The sequence below is a fragment of the Mucilaginibacter sp. P2_D11 genome (assembly GCF_056404435.1).
The window spans coordinates 1-18,092 of the sequence record NZ_JBFUEA010000011.1 but is presented as its reverse complement, the minus strand read 5'-3'; the positions used below and the strand labels follow the sequence as shown (position 1 = coordinate 18,092).

At 46.3% G+C, this 18,092-nt stretch carries 17 protein-coding genes; all 17 read left to right on the top strand.

Annotated elements, in window-relative coordinates; all coding sequences use genetic code 11:
* The first annotated feature begins 21 nt into the window (after window positions 1-21).
* The 17 genes from AC1DXC_RS17750 to AC1DXC_RS17670 all read left to right on the top strand — a co-directional run bounded on the left by AC1DXC_RS17750 (window position 22) and on the right by AC1DXC_RS17670 (window position 17,364).
* On the top strand, window positions 22-3,111 hold the full coding sequence (locus tag AC1DXC_RS17750) for a TAT-variant-translocated molybdopterin oxidoreductase (protein WP_477460510.1): 3,090 nt from the start codon (window positions 22-24) through the stop codon (window positions 3,109-3,111).
* Window positions 3,112-3,134: 23 nt separating this feature from the next.
* On the top strand, window positions 3,135-4,604 hold the full coding sequence (gene nrfD / locus AC1DXC_RS17745) for an NrfD/PsrC family molybdoenzyme membrane anchor subunit (RefSeq protein WP_477460509.1): 1,470 nt from the start codon (window positions 3,135-3,137) through the stop codon (window positions 4,602-4,604).
* 2 nt (window positions 4,605-4,606) lie between these two features.
* On the top strand, window positions 4,607-5,143 hold the full coding sequence (locus AC1DXC_RS17740) for a DUF3341 domain-containing protein (RefSeq protein ID WP_477460508.1): 537 nt from the start codon (window positions 4,607-4,609) through the stop codon (window positions 5,141-5,143).
* The gene (locus tag AC1DXC_RS17735) at window positions 5,136-5,717 is read left to right on the top strand and encodes a c-type cytochrome (protein ID WP_477460507.1); all 582 of its coding nucleotides are present in this window, start codon (window positions 5,136-5,138) and stop codon (window positions 5,715-5,717) included. The genes AC1DXC_RS17740 and AC1DXC_RS17735 overlap by 8 nt, the downstream gene beginning before the upstream one ends.
* A gap of 11 nt (window positions 5,718-5,728) precedes the next feature.
* Window positions 5,729-6,988, top strand: a complete 1,260-nt coding sequence (locus AC1DXC_RS17730) for a quinol:cytochrome C oxidoreductase (RefSeq protein ID WP_477460506.1) — start codon at window positions 5,729-5,731, stop codon at window positions 6,986-6,988.
* A 47-nt stretch (window positions 6,989-7,035) separates the two neighbouring features.
* Complete coding sequence (locus tag AC1DXC_RS17725; protein WP_477460505.1) at window positions 7,036-8,220, top strand: cytochrome c oxidase subunit II; 1,185 nt, start codon at window positions 7,036-7,038, stop codon at window positions 8,218-8,220.
* A 19-nt stretch (window positions 8,221-8,239) separates the two neighbouring features.
* Window positions 8,240-10,129: a cytochrome c oxidase subunit I gene (locus AC1DXC_RS17720; RefSeq protein ID WP_477460504.1), complete on the top strand. Its 1,890-nt coding sequence runs from the start codon at window positions 8,240-8,242 to the stop codon at window positions 10,127-10,129.
* Between the two features lie 190 nt (window positions 10,130-10,319).
* Complete coding sequence (locus AC1DXC_RS17715; protein WP_477460503.1) at window positions 10,320-11,336, top strand: COX15/CtaA family protein; 1,017 nt, start codon at window positions 10,320-10,322, stop codon at window positions 11,334-11,336.
* Window positions 11,333-12,229 carry a heme o synthase gene (gene cyoE, locus AC1DXC_RS17710; RefSeq protein ID WP_477460502.1) on the top strand — a complete coding sequence of 299 codons (897 nt, stop codon included), beginning with the start codon at window positions 11,333-11,335 and terminating at the stop codon, window positions 12,227-12,229. The genes AC1DXC_RS17715 and cyoE overlap by 4 nt, the downstream gene beginning before the upstream one ends.
* Window positions 12,226-12,810, top strand: a complete 585-nt coding sequence (locus AC1DXC_RS17705) for a cytochrome c oxidase subunit 3 (RefSeq protein ID WP_477460501.1) — start codon at window positions 12,226-12,228, stop codon at window positions 12,808-12,810. The genes cyoE and AC1DXC_RS17705 overlap by 4 nt, the downstream gene beginning before the upstream one ends.
* A gap of 7 nt (window positions 12,811-12,817) precedes the next feature.
* Entirely contained in the window at window positions 12,818-13,540 is a 723-nt protein-coding gene (locus AC1DXC_RS17700; RefSeq protein WP_477460500.1) for a cytochrome c oxidase subunit 3, read from the top strand.
* A 21-nt stretch (window positions 13,541-13,561) separates the two neighbouring features.
* Window positions 13,562-13,909, top strand: coding sequence for a cytochrome C oxidase subunit IV family protein (locus AC1DXC_RS17695; protein WP_477460499.1), 348 nt, complete (start codon window positions 13,562-13,564; stop codon window positions 13,907-13,909).
* A 49-nt stretch (window positions 13,910-13,958) separates the two neighbouring features.
* Window positions 13,959-14,615, top strand: coding sequence for an SCO family protein (locus tag AC1DXC_RS17690; RefSeq protein WP_477460498.1), 657 nt, complete (start codon window positions 13,959-13,961; stop codon window positions 14,613-14,615).
* A 327-nt stretch (window positions 14,616-14,942) separates the two neighbouring features.
* Window positions 14,943-15,518: a DUF420 domain-containing protein gene (locus AC1DXC_RS17685; protein ID WP_477460497.1), complete on the top strand. Its 576-nt coding sequence runs from the start codon at window positions 14,943-14,945 to the stop codon at window positions 15,516-15,518.
* Window positions 15,519-15,531: 13 nt separating this feature from the next.
* Window positions 15,532-15,807 carry a hypothetical protein gene (locus tag AC1DXC_RS17680; protein WP_477460496.1) on the top strand — a complete coding sequence of 92 codons (276 nt, stop codon included), beginning with the start codon at window positions 15,532-15,534 and terminating at the stop codon, window positions 15,805-15,807.
* A gap of 47 nt (window positions 15,808-15,854) precedes the next feature.
* Window positions 15,855-16,517, top strand: a complete 663-nt coding sequence (locus AC1DXC_RS17675; RefSeq protein ID WP_477460495.1) for a DUF2461 domain-containing protein — start codon at window positions 15,855-15,857, stop codon at window positions 16,515-16,517.
* Between the two features lie 19 nt (window positions 16,518-16,536).
* Window positions 16,537-17,364, top strand: coding sequence for an OmpA family protein (locus AC1DXC_RS17670; protein ID WP_477460494.1), 828 nt, complete (start codon window positions 16,537-16,539; stop codon window positions 17,362-17,364).
* The last annotated feature ends 728 nt before the right edge of the window (window positions 17,365-18,092 follow it).

The window sequence follows — 18,092 nt, the reverse complement described above, 5'->3', positions numbered from 1 at the left end:
ATTACAGTTTATATAACTTAAATGGATAGCAATAAAAAATACTGGAAAGGTTTAGAGGAACTAAACAGAACCCCAGAATTTGTTGAGAAAAATAGACACGAGTTTGCGGAGCCCATCCCAATTGAAGAAGTTTTAAGCGGGGGCGGTTTATCAGCAAAAACGCCTCGCCGCGACTTCCTGAAGGCGCTTGGTTTTGGCGTGGGCGCGGTTACCCTGGCAGCTTGCCAAAAGGTGCCGGTGCACAAGTCTATACCTTACCTGGTAAAACCCGAAGAAATTACTCCGGGCATAGCCAACTACTATTCTTCAACTTACGAAGGCAGCGCGATATTGGTTAAAACCCGCGAGGGAAGGCCGATAAAGGTAGAAGGTAACCCAGGTGACCTTTTATCAAAAGGCGGCTTAAGCGCACAGGCGCAGGCTTCGGTACTTGAATTGTATGATAACAGCCGTGTGCAGGGCCCGGTACTTAACGGTACTTCTACAGGCTGGCCTCAGCTGGATAAATTCGTTAAAGACGAACTTGCAGCCATCAAAGCAGGTGGTAAAAAGATAAGCCTGGTTACGTCAACCGTACATAGCCCTTCTACTTTAGCGGTAATCGCAGATTTTATTACTGCATTCCCTACCGCAAGCCATGTTACTTATGATGCTGTATCGTACACCGGTATTATACAGGCAAACAAAAATAGTTTCGGTAAAGCGGTAGTGCCTCACTACAATTTTGCCAACGCTAAGGTTATCGTGAGCTTCGGTGCCGATTTCCTGGGTACCTGGATATCCGGCGAGGAATTCACCACCCAATACGTACAAAACAGGAACAGCAAGGCGCTGGAAGAGAAGAAAGACATGTCTCGCCACATCCAGTTCGAAAGCGGGATGAGCCTTACCGGCACCAACGCTGATGTTCGCTTGCCTATCAAACCATCTGAAGACGGCCTGGCCATCATCAACCTTTACAATGCATTGAATCCGGCTGGTGCTTTGCCTGGTGCAAAAAAACTGACCAACGCAAACGCTGATAAAGCAATCATCCTGGCTGCTAAAGAGCTTCAAAAAGCCGGTCCTGGGAAAGCGTTAGTGGTTTCAGGTTCTAACGATGTATCAGTACAAACTGTAGTTAATGCCATCAACTCGTTGCTGGGTAGCTACGGTTCTACTATCGATTTGGATAACCCATCACGCCAATACGCAGGTAACGATACCGATTGGCTGCAGTTTGTTGCCGATGCCAAAAATGGCGCGGTAGATGCGGTTTTCTTCCTTGATTCTAACCCTGCTTACGATTTTTATATCGCTAAAGATATCGAGGCTGCTCTTAAAAAAGTGCGCCTTAAAGTAACCTTCTCAGATAAGGCCGACGAAACCGCCGCCCTTTGTGATGTTGTTGCGCCAAACCACCACTACCTCGAGTCGTGGGGCGATGACAGCGCAGTAGAAGGCTACTATACTATAGTACAGCCAACCATCAACCCGGTTAACAACACCCGCCAGGCCGAAGAAAGCCTGCTGGTGTGGAGCGATAATGCGGTTAAGACTTACTACACCTACCTGCGCAACAATTGGGATAAAAACCTGTTAGAAAAAGGCGGTTTATCCGGCCAAAAAGGTTGGGAAGCCCTGTTGCAAAAAGGCTTCATCAATGCAACGTCGGTTGCCCCAGGTACCTACAACTTTACATTGAGCCTGGGCGGCGTAGCGCAAACTATCATAAATAATAGCGGCAAGGTTACTGCCTCCGGCGATAGTGGGTTCGAGCTACAGGTTTATCAAACCCCCGCCATGCGCGATGGTAAGAAAGCCAACAACCCATGGTTGCAGGAGTTACCAGATCCGGTTTCTAAAGTAACCTGGGATAACTTCGCGGCCATGTCGCCTGCAGATGTTAAGAAAATGGGTCTTGATGAGTTCCAGGTAATCACCATAAAAGGCGCTAACGGATACTCGGTAGATCTGCCGGTACTTTCGCAGCCCGGCCAGGCCGTTGGTTCTATATCTGTAGCTGTTGGTTACGGCCGTACTGCTGCCGGTTTAGTAGGCAACAATGTTGGTAAAAACGCATATCCTTTCTACAACCTGCTTAGTGGTACGTTCCAAACGGTATCTGCAGTAACTGTAACAAAAACCAGCACTATATTCCCGCTTTCGCAAACGCAAACGCACCACTCTTTCGAGGGGCGTAATGTTATCCGCGAGGCTACCCTTGTAGAATACCAAAAAGACCCTGCTGCGGGCAGTGGTAAAGAAGGCGAGCACGAAGGATTTTATGATCTTTGGGAGAACAGCCCGCACGATAAACCGGTTTACGACTGGGTTATGGCTATCGACCTTAACGCCTGTACAGGTTGCGGCGCTTGCGTTGTTGCTTGTAGCGCAGAAAATAACATCCCTGTTGTAGGTAAAGACGAAGTTGGCCGCCGCCGCGAGATGCACTGGATACGTATTGACCGTTATTACAGCTACGAGCAAAACGGTGATGCAAAAACAGATGGCCGCACCGGCAAGGTTACCAAAGAGAAAGACATCGATAAATTGGTGAACTTTGATAACGTAACCGTTGTTCACCAGCCAATGCTTTGCCAGCATTGCGATCATGCACCTTGCGAAACTGTGTGCCCGGTACTAGCTACCACCCACTCATCGGAAGGTTTGAATATGATGGCATACAACCGTTGCGTAGGTACACGTTACTGCGCAAACAACTGCCCTTACAAAGTGCGCCGTTTCAACTGGTTCAACTACTGGAACGATAGCCGCTTTGATAACTACCTGAGCAACGAGCACACCCAACTGGTATTGAACCCTGATGTTACCACCCGTTTCCGTGGGGTAATGGAAAAATGTTCGATGTGCGTACAACGTATCCAGGCCGGCAAATTGAAGGCTAAAATTGAGAAACGCCCGTTGGCCGATGGTGAAGTGAAGGTTGCCTGCCAGCAAACATGCTCTGCAAACGCCATTGTTTTCGGTAACAGGAACGATCCTAACTCTGAAGTTTCTAAAGCTTTGAAGAGCGAACGTACCTACTACGTACTGGAAGAATTGAACGTAAAACCAGGCATAGGCTACCAGGTAAAAGTAAGGAACACATTATCAGAATTACAGGCTTAATTATTACAAGAGATTTATAATATATGGCATCTCACAATGAATCAATAATCAGGGAACCGTTAATTACGGGCAAAGGAATCACCTATGCCCAAATCACTAACGATGTACTAAACCCTGTAGAAAATAAACCTAATAAGGCCTGGTGGATCGGTTTTACAGTTGCCTCTATGGGCTCGCTATTATGGGTTGTGTCTATCAGCTACACCTTTTGGTTCGGCTTAGGCGCATGGGGCTTAAACAAAACAGTAGGATGGGCCTGGGATATCACAGGTTTCGTATGGTGGGTAGGTATTGGTCACGCCGGGACGCTTATTTCTGCGGTGCTATTAATATTCCGTCAAAACTGGCGTAACTCTATTAACCGCTCTGCCGAGGCGATGACCATCTTCGCGGTAATTTGCGCGGCCACTTACATCGTAGCGCACATGGGGCGCCCGTGGTTAGCTTACTTTACCTTGCCACTGCCAAATCAGTACGTGCTTTGGGTAAACTGGAACTCGGCGCTAATGATGGATGTGTTCGCGATATCAACTTACTTCTCGGTATCATTGGTATTCTGGTACACAGGCTTATTGCCGGATATCGCTTCAATCCGCGACCGCGCAACAGGCTTACGCCGCCGCATCTATTCGGTAATGTCGTTCGGCTGGACGGGTTCTGTTAAAACCTGGCAGCGTTTCGAGACCGTATCCCTGATATTGGCGGGTATATCTACGCCACTGGTACTTTCGGTACACACAATTGTATCTTTCGACTTTGCTACCTCCCTCGAACCGGGATGGCATACCACCATATTCCCGCCATACTTCGTTGCGGGTGCTATCTTCTCGGGTTTCGCAATGGTACAAACGCTATTGCTGGTTACCCGTAAGGTACTAGGTTTAGAAAATTACATCACGATGTTCCATATCGAATCGATGAATAAGATTATCATGCTTACGGGCTCTATCGTGGGTGTGGCTTACATCACTGAGTTCTTTATCGCATGGTACTCTGGTGTTGAATACGAGCAATACGCGTTCATCAACCGGGCTACCGGCCCTTACTGGTGGGCATACTGGAGCATGATGAGCTGTAACGTAATTTCTCCACAGCTGTTCTGGTCGAGCAAATTACGCCAGAGTATCAAGTTCTCATGGTTCTTATCTATCATCGTAAACATTGGGATGTGGTTCGAGCGTTTCGTAATTATCGTAACCTCGCTGCACCGCGATTACATTCCGTCGAGCTGGGTAATGTTTTATCCAACCTGGGTTGACGTAAGTGTGTTCATTGGCTCGATAGGTATATTTTTTACCATGTTCCTTTTGTTTATCAGGGTATTGCCTTCGGTAGCAATGGCTGAAGTGAAATTATTGCTGAAAACGTCCAGTGAGCAGTCTAAAAAGAAAGAAATAGAGGGTGGTCATCTTGACCCTGTAGAAGTACAGTATTACAAAGAATCGTTGGTTAAGTACGACAGTGTTGACATGTCTGATTACGAAAAAATATAAAAATGAGTAGCACAAAATTTATATTAGGCTTATTTGATGATCCCGATGACATGATGCACGGGATAGAGAAGCTGCAAAAGAATAGCATTCCTATTTACGACGTTTATACACCTATGCCTATCCACGGTATAGAGGATAAATTAGGCATAAAAGAATCCAGGCTCGGTTATGCAGCATTTTGCTTCGGTTGCCTTGGTGCAACAGTCATATTCAGCATATTGTATTATACATTGGTACACGATTGGCCTATGGATATTGGCGGCAAACCAAACTTTGCTATCCCCAACTTTGTACCATTCACTTTTGAATGGACGATATTGTTTACCGCATTTGGTATGACGTTTACCTTTTTTGCCGCTACCCACCTTTTCCCGGGCCGTGCCCCTAGGGTGATGGACCTGCGCGCAACTGATGACCGTTTCGTTATCGCCATAAACGCAAAAGGCAATGTGCCACATGAGGATATCACCAACTTATTAAAAGAAGCAGGCGCTGTAGAAGTGAAGCATAACGACAGAAAATATGTTAGCTATGAATAAATTTAGAATATGGGGCACAACGGCCATCGTTATTGCTGCATCGATAGTGTTCACATCGTGCAAGGATAAACGCAGCACCGGTTGGGAATATGCTCCCAATATGTACGAACATACCGCATACGACCCGGATCAGCCAAACAAAAATTTTAAAGACGGCAAAACGGCGCAGTTGCCACCGGCTGGTACAACACCGGTTGGTTTCAGGCGCTTCGATTTCCCGAACTCTCGTGAAGGATATGATAACGCAAGTGCCAGCTACCATCTGGATAGCCTGATAGCCCAAACGCCGGCGCACTTAGCCGAAGGCAAGAAATTGTTTACAACTTTCTGCTCTCCGTGCCACGGCGTAACTGGTCAGGGCGATGGTTTGGTGGTGCAACACGGCTACCCGGCTCCTCCTTCCTACTCAAAAGGGCAATCATCTCGCGGTGGTGCCATGAAAGACCTTACTGATGGTAAAATTTATCATACTATAACCTACGGTGTAAACTCTATGGGTTCGTACGCTTCTCAGATAGCGCCTGACGATCGTTTGAAAATAGTTATGTACGTTCACCAATTACAAAAATTATAAGATTATTTTTAATGAAGACTCATAATAATTTTGACGAGAAATTTGAATTCACAGGCAGCGCCAAAACGTGGAGTTTGGCGGCAATTGTGATTGGTGCTGTTTGTATCGTAGTGGGATTTATCCTTGGCGGCGATCATGTACAACGCATGTTTAGTAACCTGTTATTGATGGCGTACTACTTTGTGTGTGTGTGTACGGCTGGCGTATTCTTTTTGGCTTACCAATATGCCGCACAAGCCGGATGGTCTGCTTCTTTGATAAGAATCCCGCAGGCGTTTGCTAAAGTACTTCCAATTGCGAGTTTGCTGTTGGTGATTGTTGTTAGCGCAGGTTTGTTTACCCAGCACGAAATTGTTCACGAAGGAAAAAAACATATGGTGCCATACTTATATGCATCATGGGCAACGCATGGCCTAACCGTAGTGGGCAGCGAAAATTACAATGCAGTTATTGCCGGCAAAGCGCCGTTTTTAACAATAGGTTTCTTTTATGGGATGCTTATAGCATTCCTGGCAGCTTACAGCTATTTTGGTTATGCATTAACAAAATGCTCAACCGATGAAGATACCGAAGGCGGCCTGCGTAACTACACCAAAAGTTTTGCATTATCTTGTACCTTCCTGGTAATATTCGGTTTTACCTTCCCAATATTCGCATTTGGTACCATCATGTCTTTAGAGGCACACTGGTTCTCAACTATGTTTGGCTGGTATAACTTAGCAGCAATGCACGTGAGTGGTTTGGCTATTATAGCCCTTGTGATCATCTTGCTGAAAAAGAAAGGGAATTTCTCTTGGTTATCAGAAAATCACCTGCACAGTTTAGGTAAGCTGATTTTCGGTTTCTCTATCTTCTGGACCTACGTATGGTTTGCACAGTTCTTCCTTACCTGGTACGCCAACATCCCCGAAGAGTCGGTATATTTCTACAAAAGGTGGGAACCTGAATATAAGTTTTGGTTCTGGTTAAATATCGCCATGAACTTCCTGGCACCTTTATTATTGCTCATGTCTCGCGATGCGAAACGCTTAACCAACCGCATGATGTGGACTTGTATCTTGCTGATAGCGGGCCACTGGCTTGATTATTACCTGATGGTTATGCCGGGCACGGTTGTTGAGAAACGCGACTTCGGAATTGACGAGATAGGTACCTTTGTTGCTTTTGCCGGATTGTTCACTTTCCTGATGCTGACGCAGTTGAGCAAATTCAAATCGCTTATACCCAAAAAGCATCCTTTCCTGCAAGAGAGCCTGCATCATCACATATAATAATTGTTAAATTTGCACGAAATACAACAATCATAAAAACCAATAAAATGGGATTCAAAAGTTTATTTAGTTCTAAAAAAATGCTTTCGCTTTCGGCGGCGTTCCTGCTGTTCGGCACCAACGTGCTGATGGCTCAGGATGCAGCAACCGGTGCGGCGGCAGATGCGGCCAAGCCCAATGTTTGGCTGGGTGCAGCTTATTACGTGCTGCTATTTGTTATCGTATGCTTTGTTGTAGGCATTGTTGGCAAAATACTGCGCGTTTACGATCTTACCCAACAAATACAAAACAAAAAGCCTATCAACTGGCATAATGTGATGGGCGTTGTGTGCCTTATCTTCCTGATAGCAGGCATGTACGGCGCCTATTGGTCATTCACTGTACAGGGCGCTATGATTTTGCCGATATCGGCATCTGAACACGGCGTTAAGATAGACGAGATGTTTTGGACAACCACCGTGTTGACCATGATCGTGTTCGTAATAACCCAGATATTACTTTTTGGTTTCCTTTTCGCTTACCGTTACAATGCAAAACGCCGTGCGCATTTCCTTCCGCATGATAACACCATCGAGAAGGTTTGGACTATAGCCCCGGCAATCGTATTAACTATACTGGTTATCTTCGGTTTCTTCACCTGGGAAAAAATTACCAATTCGGTTGATGCTAAAGGAGAGCCAGCCTCGCTTAATGTAGATATTACCGGCCACCAATTTGCCTGGGAACTGCGTTATCCTGGTGCCGATGGCAAGCTGGGTAAAACCAGTTACAAACTGGTAACCGGCATAAACAAGGTGGGCGTTGATTTTAAAGATAAATCTGCTTACGACGATTTGCAGGTAGATACCATGTACCTGCCTGTGGGAAAATCTATCAGGTTGAATATCCACGCGCAAGACGTTATCCATAGCGTTTACATGCCACATTTCCGTGTGCAGTTGAATGCGGTACCCGGCTTGCCTACTTACTTTAAATTTAAGCCAACTATGACTACCGCTGCAATGCGACGCGAAGTGGGCGACCCTGCTTTCGAGTACCTGGTGTATTGCAACAAAATATGCGGCGGTGCGCATTACAACATGAAAAAGGTTGTACGTGTGGTAGAAGAATCAGAGTACCAGGCATGGTTAGCACAGCAAAAACCTTACCTGACAGATCTAATCAAAAAAGATCTGAAGTATGCCGTAGTAAAACCGGCTGAAACACAAAACAGGTTAGCGTTAAACAATTAATTCAACAAGATTAGCGAGTATGTCAACATTAGCAGTTCAAGATCACGGAGCAGGTCATCACGACGAAGATCACGGACACCACCATCACGATACGTTCCTTACTAAATACGTTTTTAGCCAGGATCATAAAATGATTGCCAAGCAATTCCTGGTAACAGGTATTACTATGGCGTTCATCGCGATGATATTATCGATACTATTCAGGATTCAATTAGCATATCCTGACAAAGCGTTTCCTTTGATGGAAACATTGCTTGGTCGTTTTGCACCAGGCGGTCGTTTAGATTCTAACTTTTACCTGGCCCTGGTTACCATACACGGTACCATCATGGTATTCTTTGTACTTACCGCCGGTTTGAGCGGTACCTTCAGTAACCTGCTTATCCCATTGCAGTTAGGTGCGCGCGATATGGCTTCGCCGTTCATGAATATGCTTTCTTACTGGTTCTTCTTTATGGCCAGTGTGATTATGCTTTCATCGTTCCTGGTACAAAAGGGCCCTGCAAGCGGCGGCTGGACCATTTACCCTCCGCTATCGGCCATGCCTAAGGCAATGCCCGGTTCAGGTATGGGGATGACTCTGTGGCTCATCAGTATGGTGCTGTTTATCGCATCATCATTAATGGGCGCTATCAACTATGTAAGTACAGTATTAAACATGCGTACCAAAGGGATGGACCTTTGGAAGATGCCTTTGACTATCTGGGCGTTCTTCCTTACTGCTATCCTGGGTATCCTGGCGTTCCCGGTACTGGTTGCTGGTGTGGTATTATTGATATTCGACCGTAGCTTCGGTACAAGCTTCTATTTATCAGAAATCGTAATAGGCGGTAGCGCTGTACAACCTTTCGAGGGCGGTAGCCCAATCCTGTTCCAGCACTTGTTCTGGTTCCTGGGCCACCCCGAGGTATATATCGTAATTATGCCTGCGATGGGTATTTCATCTGAAGTGATGTCGGTGAACTCGCGTAAGCCAATATTTGGTTACCACGCCATGGTTTACTCACTTATAGGTATCACCGTATTATCGTTCATTGTATGGGGTCACCATATGTTCGTAACGGGTATGAACCCGTTCCTGGGCGGTGTGTTCATGATCACTACACTGATAATCGCGGTACCATCCGCAGTAAAAACATTCAACTGGTTGGCTACGCTTTGGCGCGGTAACATCCGCTTTACTGCGGCAATGCTATTCGCTATCGGCATGGTGTCGTTCTTTATCTCAGGCGGTTTAACAGGCATATTCCTGGGTAACGCTGCGCTGGATATCAACCTGCACGATACCTACTTCGTGGTTGCCCACTTCCATCTGGTAATGGGTTCAGCAGCTATATTTGGTATGCTTGCCGGTGTTTACCATTGGTTCCCTAAAATGTATGGCCGCGTAATGAACGAAAAACTCGGTTACCTGCACTTCTGGTTAACCTTTATAGGTGCTTACCTGGTGTTCTTCCCTATGCACTTCATGGGCCTTGGTGGCGTTCCTCGCCGTTACTACGCATTCACCGAATTCGTAGAGTGGAACAAATGGCTATCAGTAAACGTATTCATCACCTGGGCAGCTATTATGGCAGCACTTGCACAAGTTGCTTTTGCAGTGAACTTTGTTTACTCTATATTCTGGGGCAAACGTACTACTCAAAATCCTTGGCAGGCAAACACCCTGGAGTGGACAGCGCCGATAGAGCATTTCCACGGCAACTGGCATGGCGAAATACCAACCGTTTACCGTTGGCCATATGATTACAGCAAGCCTGGCGCCGAAGAGGATTACATCCCGCAAACTGTACCGCTTTCGCAAACCATGAGCTCGAACGTTCAGCACGATTTTGAAGATAATCCTGCAGGTTTAGAGGCGTATGCAAAATGGAACGCCGCTAAAAAAAGCAACGAAGAAGTAAAGTAATTTTTATATCAGAACTGATTTTTTAGGGTAATTGTCAAGTTCTAAGTCTTAAGTCAGAAGTTCTAAGTCGGGTTTTGGACTTAAGACTTCTGACTTTGAACTTAAGACTTTGCAGAGTTACCCTAATTTGTTAGGAATATTTTGAATGAGTAATAACGCATCCGGGAGCCGATTTATAAAAATAAACCTGTTGACCATCATCTCGCTGTTCGTATTGATACTTGCGGGCGGGGTGGTACGTAGCAGCGGCTCGGGAATGGGGTGCCCGGATTGGCCTAAATGCTTCGGGCAGTATATACCGCCCACCAGCATATCCGAGCTGCCCATCAACTACAAGCAGCGGTATGCAGATGGGCGACTGGCCAAGAATCAAAAATTCGCCAAACTGCTGGATGTTTTTGGATACAGCCAGTTGGCCATGCGCATCCGTAACGATCGCTCGATACTGGTGCCCGAAGAATTTAACAGCGCCCGCACCTGGACGGAATATATCAACCGCCTTATTGGGGCAATTACAGGCGTTTTCTTATTGCTGGCAGCGGTATTTTCTTTCAGGTATTGGAAAAGCGATAAGCTGATACCCATACTCAGCGTGCTGAACGTTATCCTGGTGGGTTTCCAGGCATGGTTGGGTTCTATAGTAGTATCAACAAATTTGGTTGCCTGGATAGTTACCGTACACATGCTGCTGGCATTGGCCATATTGGCCATCAGCATAGCAACCTACCACATGGCGAGGGTTGAGGGGCGTTACAAACTAACCGTAAAGCCTTTTATAGTAATACTTACTTTACTGGTGCTTGCGTTGAGCATATTGCAAATAACCTTCGGCACCGAGGTGCGCGAGAAAATAGATGCTGTGGCAAGCCACTTAGAGGGCAGCTATCGTGATAGCTGGACCAGCAGGGCAGGGGAGATATTCACCCAGCACAGGGATATGGCCATCATGGTATTGATACTGAATGTTGTTTTGTATGCATTGATACGGCGTACGTTCACCAGGCACTCTATGCAGCAGCAGTTGATGAGCTTTACCTTTTTGATGCTCATGCTGCAGATAGTAACGGGTATCATCCTATCGTATTCGTCGTTGCCGCCATACGCGCAGGCAACGCATATTGTACTGGCAAGCCTGGTTTTTGGTGCCCAGTTTTATTTGTTGTTGAATTTATTCAGTTCGGTTAATTTACAGGGGGCACGCAGGTGAAGTGGAGCGATTTTAGCAAACTGATAAAGCTTAGGCTTACCTTTTTGGTAACGTTTTCAGCTTCGATATCATTCATCATAGCCGTGAAAGCCAACGGTGGCGATACCTGGGGCTCGCTTTACAGCAGCACCATGTGGCTCAACTGGGCAAAGCTGGTTATCGGCGGTTTCCTGGTTACCTCGGCTGCTAATTGCTTTAACGAGGTGATAGAGGTAGATACCGATAAGCTGATGAAACGCACGATGGACAGGCCAATGCCTGCCGGGCGCATGACGACAGGGCAGGGTTTGGTTTTAGGCCTGGGCATGGGCATGATGGGGACCTATTTGCTGGGGAGTTTGAATATACTCACCGGCTTGTTATCGGTGTTCTCGATACTGTTGTATGCATTTGCTTACACACCGCTTAAACGAAAATCGGCAATTGCGGTGTTCGTAGGGGCAATACCGGGGGCATTACCGGCTTTAATTGGTTACGTAGCCGGGCAACCACACGGAAGAATAGACGAGATAGCGCTGATATTGTTCAGCATACAATTTATATGGCAATTCGTTCACTTTTGGGCAATTGCCTGGGTGCTTGATGATGATTATAAGCTGGCCGGTTTCCGCTTGCTGCCAACCGGTAAAAGGGATAAAGCCAGCGCGGCAATTACCTTTATATTTGCCATCATAATGGTGCCGGTGAGTTTGCTGCCTACTATTTATGGTTATGGCGGTTACTATGTAGGCGGCGTATCACTAGCCATGAGCCTGTTGTTTTTATACCAGGCGTTCAACTTGCTGCGTAAGGCCGATGTTGCCGCCGCGCGCACGTTGATGTTTGGCTCTTTTTATTATTTGCCGGTAGTGCAACTAATGTTTTTATTTGATTTTATAGGAAAGGTGAAATGATGATGGCTAATATAGAACAAGAAGATAAACTGCAGCTGGCCCCCAAAAAATTCAACATGTGGATATTCATATTCACATCGTTTATGCTTTTTGCGGCGCTTACCAGCGGTTTTATCGTTTACAGCGGGGGCCACGGCACCGGCATCAATATTAAATTGCCGGCCATATTTACCTACAGCACTATCGTGATAGCGCTCAGCAGTGTAACCATGTATCTGGCATCTAAAGCAGCGCGCGAGCTGCAGATGGAAAAACAACGCCTGTTTTTAGGCGTAACCATTTTGTTGGGCGTGGCGTTCTTTGCGCTGCAAACATATGCCTGGCTGGTGTTGCTGCCGCAGATGGGGGTGTTTTTCATCAACCAGAATGCTTCGCAATCTTTTATATACGTATTCGTATGGATACACCTGGTACATATTTTGGCAGGGGTATTGCTTTTAGGCAACACGCTTTTAGGCACGTACCGCAACAAGCCGCAGGTTAAGAATTTATTCGGAATGCAGATGTCCTCTATTTTTTGGCATTTTGTCGATATTATATGGATTTATCTGTATGTTTTTTTACTTTTGAACCAATATTAACAAACACATGAGTGCACAAGTATCACCAATTGATGAGGTAAAAACCACTCCCTGGGCAGGCGGAACCTCCCCCTTCAAGGTAGAGTATGGTAAAATGATGATGTGGTTTTTCCTCCTCTCGGATGCGTTTACCTTTTCTTCGTTATTAATTTCTTATGGCGCGTTGCGTTTCAGTGCCAATAGCTGGCCTGCTGCCGATTTGATATTCCAATCCGTACCAGGTATGATAGAGCATGGCGCTCCGCTGGTGTTTGTAGGTATCATGACGTTTATCCTTATCCTTAGTTCGGTTACCATGGTACTGGCAGTAGAAGCCGGACACCGTATGGCCCGTAAAGAGGTAACATGGTGGATGCTGGCAACCATTTTGGGTGGTTTCGCATTCCTTGGTTGCCAGGCATTGGAGTGGGCGCACCTGCACAGCGAAGGCTTTTGGTGGGGAAGCATACCTCATGAGATTGGGGAATATTTCCACAAGTCGACTGACCCCAGCCTTGCTCCTTCTACTACTTACACGCATCAGTTTGCGAACCTGTTCTTTACTATCACAGGCTTCCACGGTTTCCACGTATTTAGCGGTGTAATAATCAATTGCATTATTACTGTTAACGTATTGTTGGGTACTTACGAAAAACGCGGCAGTTATTTAATGGTTGAAAAAGTTGGCCTTTACTGGCACTTTGTAGACCTGGTTTGGGTATTCGTATTTACCTTCTTCTATTTAGTTTGATAATTTAACCTGATTAAGCATATGTCATCAGAAACAACAGGAGCTCACCACGAAGAGCACGGCGAACACGGCGGAATGGATAAAAAAGCTATCATTAGGATAGCGGTTTACTTAAGCCTTATCACTGCGGTCGAGTTCATCATAGCACTTTGGTTGGTACCTAAAGGCCATATCCCCATGCATTGGGCAAATCCTATATATATCGTTTTAACACTGTTCAAGGCATTCCTTATCGTAGCATATTTTATGCACCTTAAGTTTGAGAAGGTTGGTTTGATGCTGGCTATCATCGTGCCGATACTGTTCATCATCGGGCTGATATTGGTGCTTACTAACGAAAGCCATTTTTGGGCAGGACAAATAAGGTAAAGTGTTAAAGCGTAACACAGGCATCCTAAAAAAGATAATAATCCTGGTAATGATATTGGCATTACCGGGATTTTTATATTATTTGCTAACCGTAAAAGGCAAAAACCGCTATAAGCCGCTGCCTTTCTACGGCAGCAAGCAGATAGCAAAGACAGGCCATAAGTTCCACGGCAAGTTTATTGCCGATACCATTTACCACAAGCTGGACGACTTTAAGCTTACCGACCAAAATGGTAAACCGGTATCCTTCAAAAACTTCGATAAGAAGATATTCGTTGCAGCTTTCTTTTATACCCGTTGCCCGGATGTTTGTACTACCGTTAACGGTTTTATGGATAGCCTGGATGTAAACTATCGAAAAAATAATATGGTGCAGTTGGTATCTATAACGGTGGACCCGGAGCACGATACCCAGCCCGTATTAAAGCAATACGCAGGTAACTTCAAGCCCAGTAATAAATGGCTGTTTTTAACCGGCGATACCACCACCATATACAACCTGGCCCACAACGGCCTGCTGCTTAATGCAGCCAAAGTTGGCGAAGGGAATTTTGTGTTGGATGATAAGATGGTACTCATAGATGCCGAAAAACGCATCAGGGGCTATTATTCGGGCAGCACGCGGGCAGATGTTATGCGCCTGAACGACGAGATAAAAGTGCTGGTATCTGAAGAACTGCGTAAGGTGGATAAAGCGCTTTATTAGAAGGTTAGAGGCAAAAGTGTTCGCTGTCTTGAAATTCGAGCCCTATCGCTTGCATATTTGACTCACCCCGGCTACGCTATCGCTGGCCGACCCTCTCTAACTTCGTTAAAGAGGGTGAAGAAGGAGCAAATAGCCGCAATGTCTCCCCATCTTTGCGTAGCAGAGAGGGGGCGGGGGGTGAGTTGCATATCGACGCAGACATTGCAGCCGCGTTTCAAATGCTAAAAATTAGAAGCAAGAAGTCAAGACATAAGAGTCAAGATATTTGCTGGAAGTTAAAATTGGAATCCTGGCTCTTGTAGTCTGGATTCGTGATCCTTAAATAAAATGACCGATAAATTCATATTCCGTTTCGTTGCGGGCGTCACCATTGCGGTGATAGCCCTGGTAATATTGCTTAACCGCCATCTTATACCCGGGCCTGCGGTTGCGCCGTCGTTCACGCCATATTTGCCCCTGCTGAATGCCATATTGAATGGTACCTGCAGCGTGTTGTTGCTGGTATCGCTTTACTTCATAAAACAGGGTAATATTGCTGTGCATAAAAGGTTGAATATCGTAACCTTTTGTCTTTCGGCATTGTTCCTGGTATCGTACGTGGTGTTCCATTACCTCATGCGGCACGATACCCCTTATGGCGATACCAATGGCGATGGCCTCGCCTCTCCCGAAGAAAAGCTCGTTGCAGGCGGCTTGCGTACTTTGTACCTGGCTATCCTGGTGCCGCACATCATCCTGGCTGCCGGGGTGTTGCCGCTTGTTTTACTAAGTTTTAATTCGGGCCTGCAAATGCAGGTGCAAAAACATAAGAAACTGGTAAGATGGGCGTTTCCTATATGGTTGTTCGTTACCGTATCCGGAGTTGTTGTATATTTGATGATAAAACCGTACTACCATTTTTAATAGTTGCAAAAGCATGAAAAAGCTCTGTTATTTATTCTTCGCGATATTTTTTTGCATAACGGTATTAGGTGTAATGCAGGCCAGTGCCCAGTGCGCCGCCTGTACTGCAGCCGTTGAAACAAGTTCGCAAGGCGGTAGCCATGCTACGGCCGGCCTTAACGCCGGTATATTGTATTTGCTGGCTGCGCCTTATTTGGTAGTGGCAGTTGGTGGATACATCTGGTACAAGAAATATCGCCGCAAGGCCGTGGTATTTGATGCGCCTAACGAGAAACTCAACCTTAATTAAGGCCCGCGGCAGTTTCGCTGCCTTGCTTAAGTATCTAAATCAAGAGGATGATACAACCCCAAACGCTTGGTTTTTTAACCGATCTTGTAGATAACAATAACCGCGACTGGTTCCAGGCCAATAAAGAGCGGTACGATAAGGCCCGCGAAAATCTTATCGCCTTCACTGCCGAACTCATCAGCAAGGCACATCAGATAGACCCCGGCGTGAGTGCAGACCTCGACCCCAAAAAAAGCGTGATGCGCATCTACCGCGATATCCGTTTCCGTAAGGATAAAACGCCCTACAAAAATAATTTCGGCATCAGCATACCTTCGCATGGCTTAAAACTGGGCGGGGCAGAATATTACCTGCAGATACAGCCCGGCAAATCGTTTATTGCGGGCGGCTACTGGATGCCCGAGGCCGAACACCTGAAAGCGATACGCCAGGAAATAGACTACAACGCTGCCGACCTGAAGAAGATTATCGACGGGCCAGAATTTGTGAAACTGTTTGGCGAGTTTAGGAAACAGGAACAACTGAAGACCGTGCCGCGGGATTACAGTGCAGATAATGAGAATATCGAACTGCTTAAACTGAAGAGCTTCGTGGTGTTCCACCCGCTTAGCGATAAGGAGGTGCAAAGCCCGGATGCCGTTAAAAAGGTTGCCGACCTTTGTGGCAAGATATACCCCCTGAATGTTTTTTTGAAGAACGCAATAGGTTAACTATTATAAACTAAGCATTATGAAAATCAAACACCTTTTATTAGCCGCAACCCTGATGATGGCATTGCATTCCTGCGTGGTATTATCGCCCAAAAAATACAAAACATTGCTCGCTCAGCGCGATTCACTGACCACCAGAACGGTTACCCTCGAGACCGAGAAAGCACAGCTGATGGCCGATACTGCCCGCCTGCACAACCAAATTGCTACGCTAAACGGAAACTACGCCGCGCTGGATAAAAAGTACAGCAGCCTGGATAAGAACTACAATGCTACCACCTCGCAGGTGAGTACCCTATCGAGTGACCTGCAAAAACGCGAGGCCCGCCTTAAAGAGGTAGAAGAGATTTTGCGCAAGCGCGACGAAGCGGCCAACGCCCTTAAGAATAAGCTGCAAAGCGCGCTGTTGGGTTTTCAGCAAAGTGGCCTGAGCGTGGATATACGCAATGGCAAGGTGTACGTATCATTGACAGACAAGCTGCTGTTCCCTTCGGGCAGTATAGTGATTGACGAAAAGGGCAAGCAAGCACTCAAATCATTAGCCGCAGTTTTGAACAAAGATGCAGACATCAACATAGCCGTTGAAGGCCATACCGACGACAAGAAAGTAAAGAACCTTGGCCAGATAAAAGATAACTGGGATTTGAGTGTGCTGCGCGCCACATCGGTAACGCGCTATTTAACCGAAGTTGAAATGGTCGACCCGCACCGCCTCACCGCTACCGGCAAAGGCGAGTTCCAGCCCATAGATACAGGCGGTACCCCGGAAGCTCTCTCCAAAAATCGCCGCATAGAGATAGTACTTACGCCCAAGTTGGATGAGTTGTATAACCTCATAACGAAGTAACGATATAATGAATGATAATAAAATCCTCCTGCAAAGGGGGATTTTTTGTTTGAGGGGGGGCGCCATCGCCATGCCCCCATCGCCATGCCCCCATCGTCATGCCCCCACCATCATGCCCCCATCGTCATGCTGAACTTGTTTCAGCACCCCACACGGCAGGTAGCCACAACGCAATCTCACCCCGCCGTCATGCTGAACTTGTTTCAGTACCCCACACGGCAGGTAGCCACAACGCAATCTCACCTATGCCCACCGTCATGCTGAACTTGTTTCAGTACCCCCCCCACGGGAGGTCAACGGCACGCAAAGGGGCAAGCATATCGGCCACTTTTATGATGGGGTGTTGAAATAAATTCAACATGATGGGTTTATATAATCTCAATCGTCATGCTTAACTTGTTTCAGCACCCCACACGGCAGGTCTACGGCACACAAAGGGGCAAGCATATCGGCCACTTTTATGATGGGGTGTTGAAATAAATTCCATTAGACTTGCAAAGAAATTAATTAACAGATTGTTGTTGATAATTTTGGCATGTTAAAATGTGGAGAAGATAGCCGGTAGGAAATAGTCACGAGTTCTAGCCTTCGAGGCTCTATGTTGATCTAATGCCCTGGCTATCTTCTTTTATTAACCCAAGGCTCTATAGTAATTTAACCCCACGTTCGTAGCATGGAATTAGCCGGGTTAACTCCACATCCTAAACACTAGCATGTTATGGACAAAT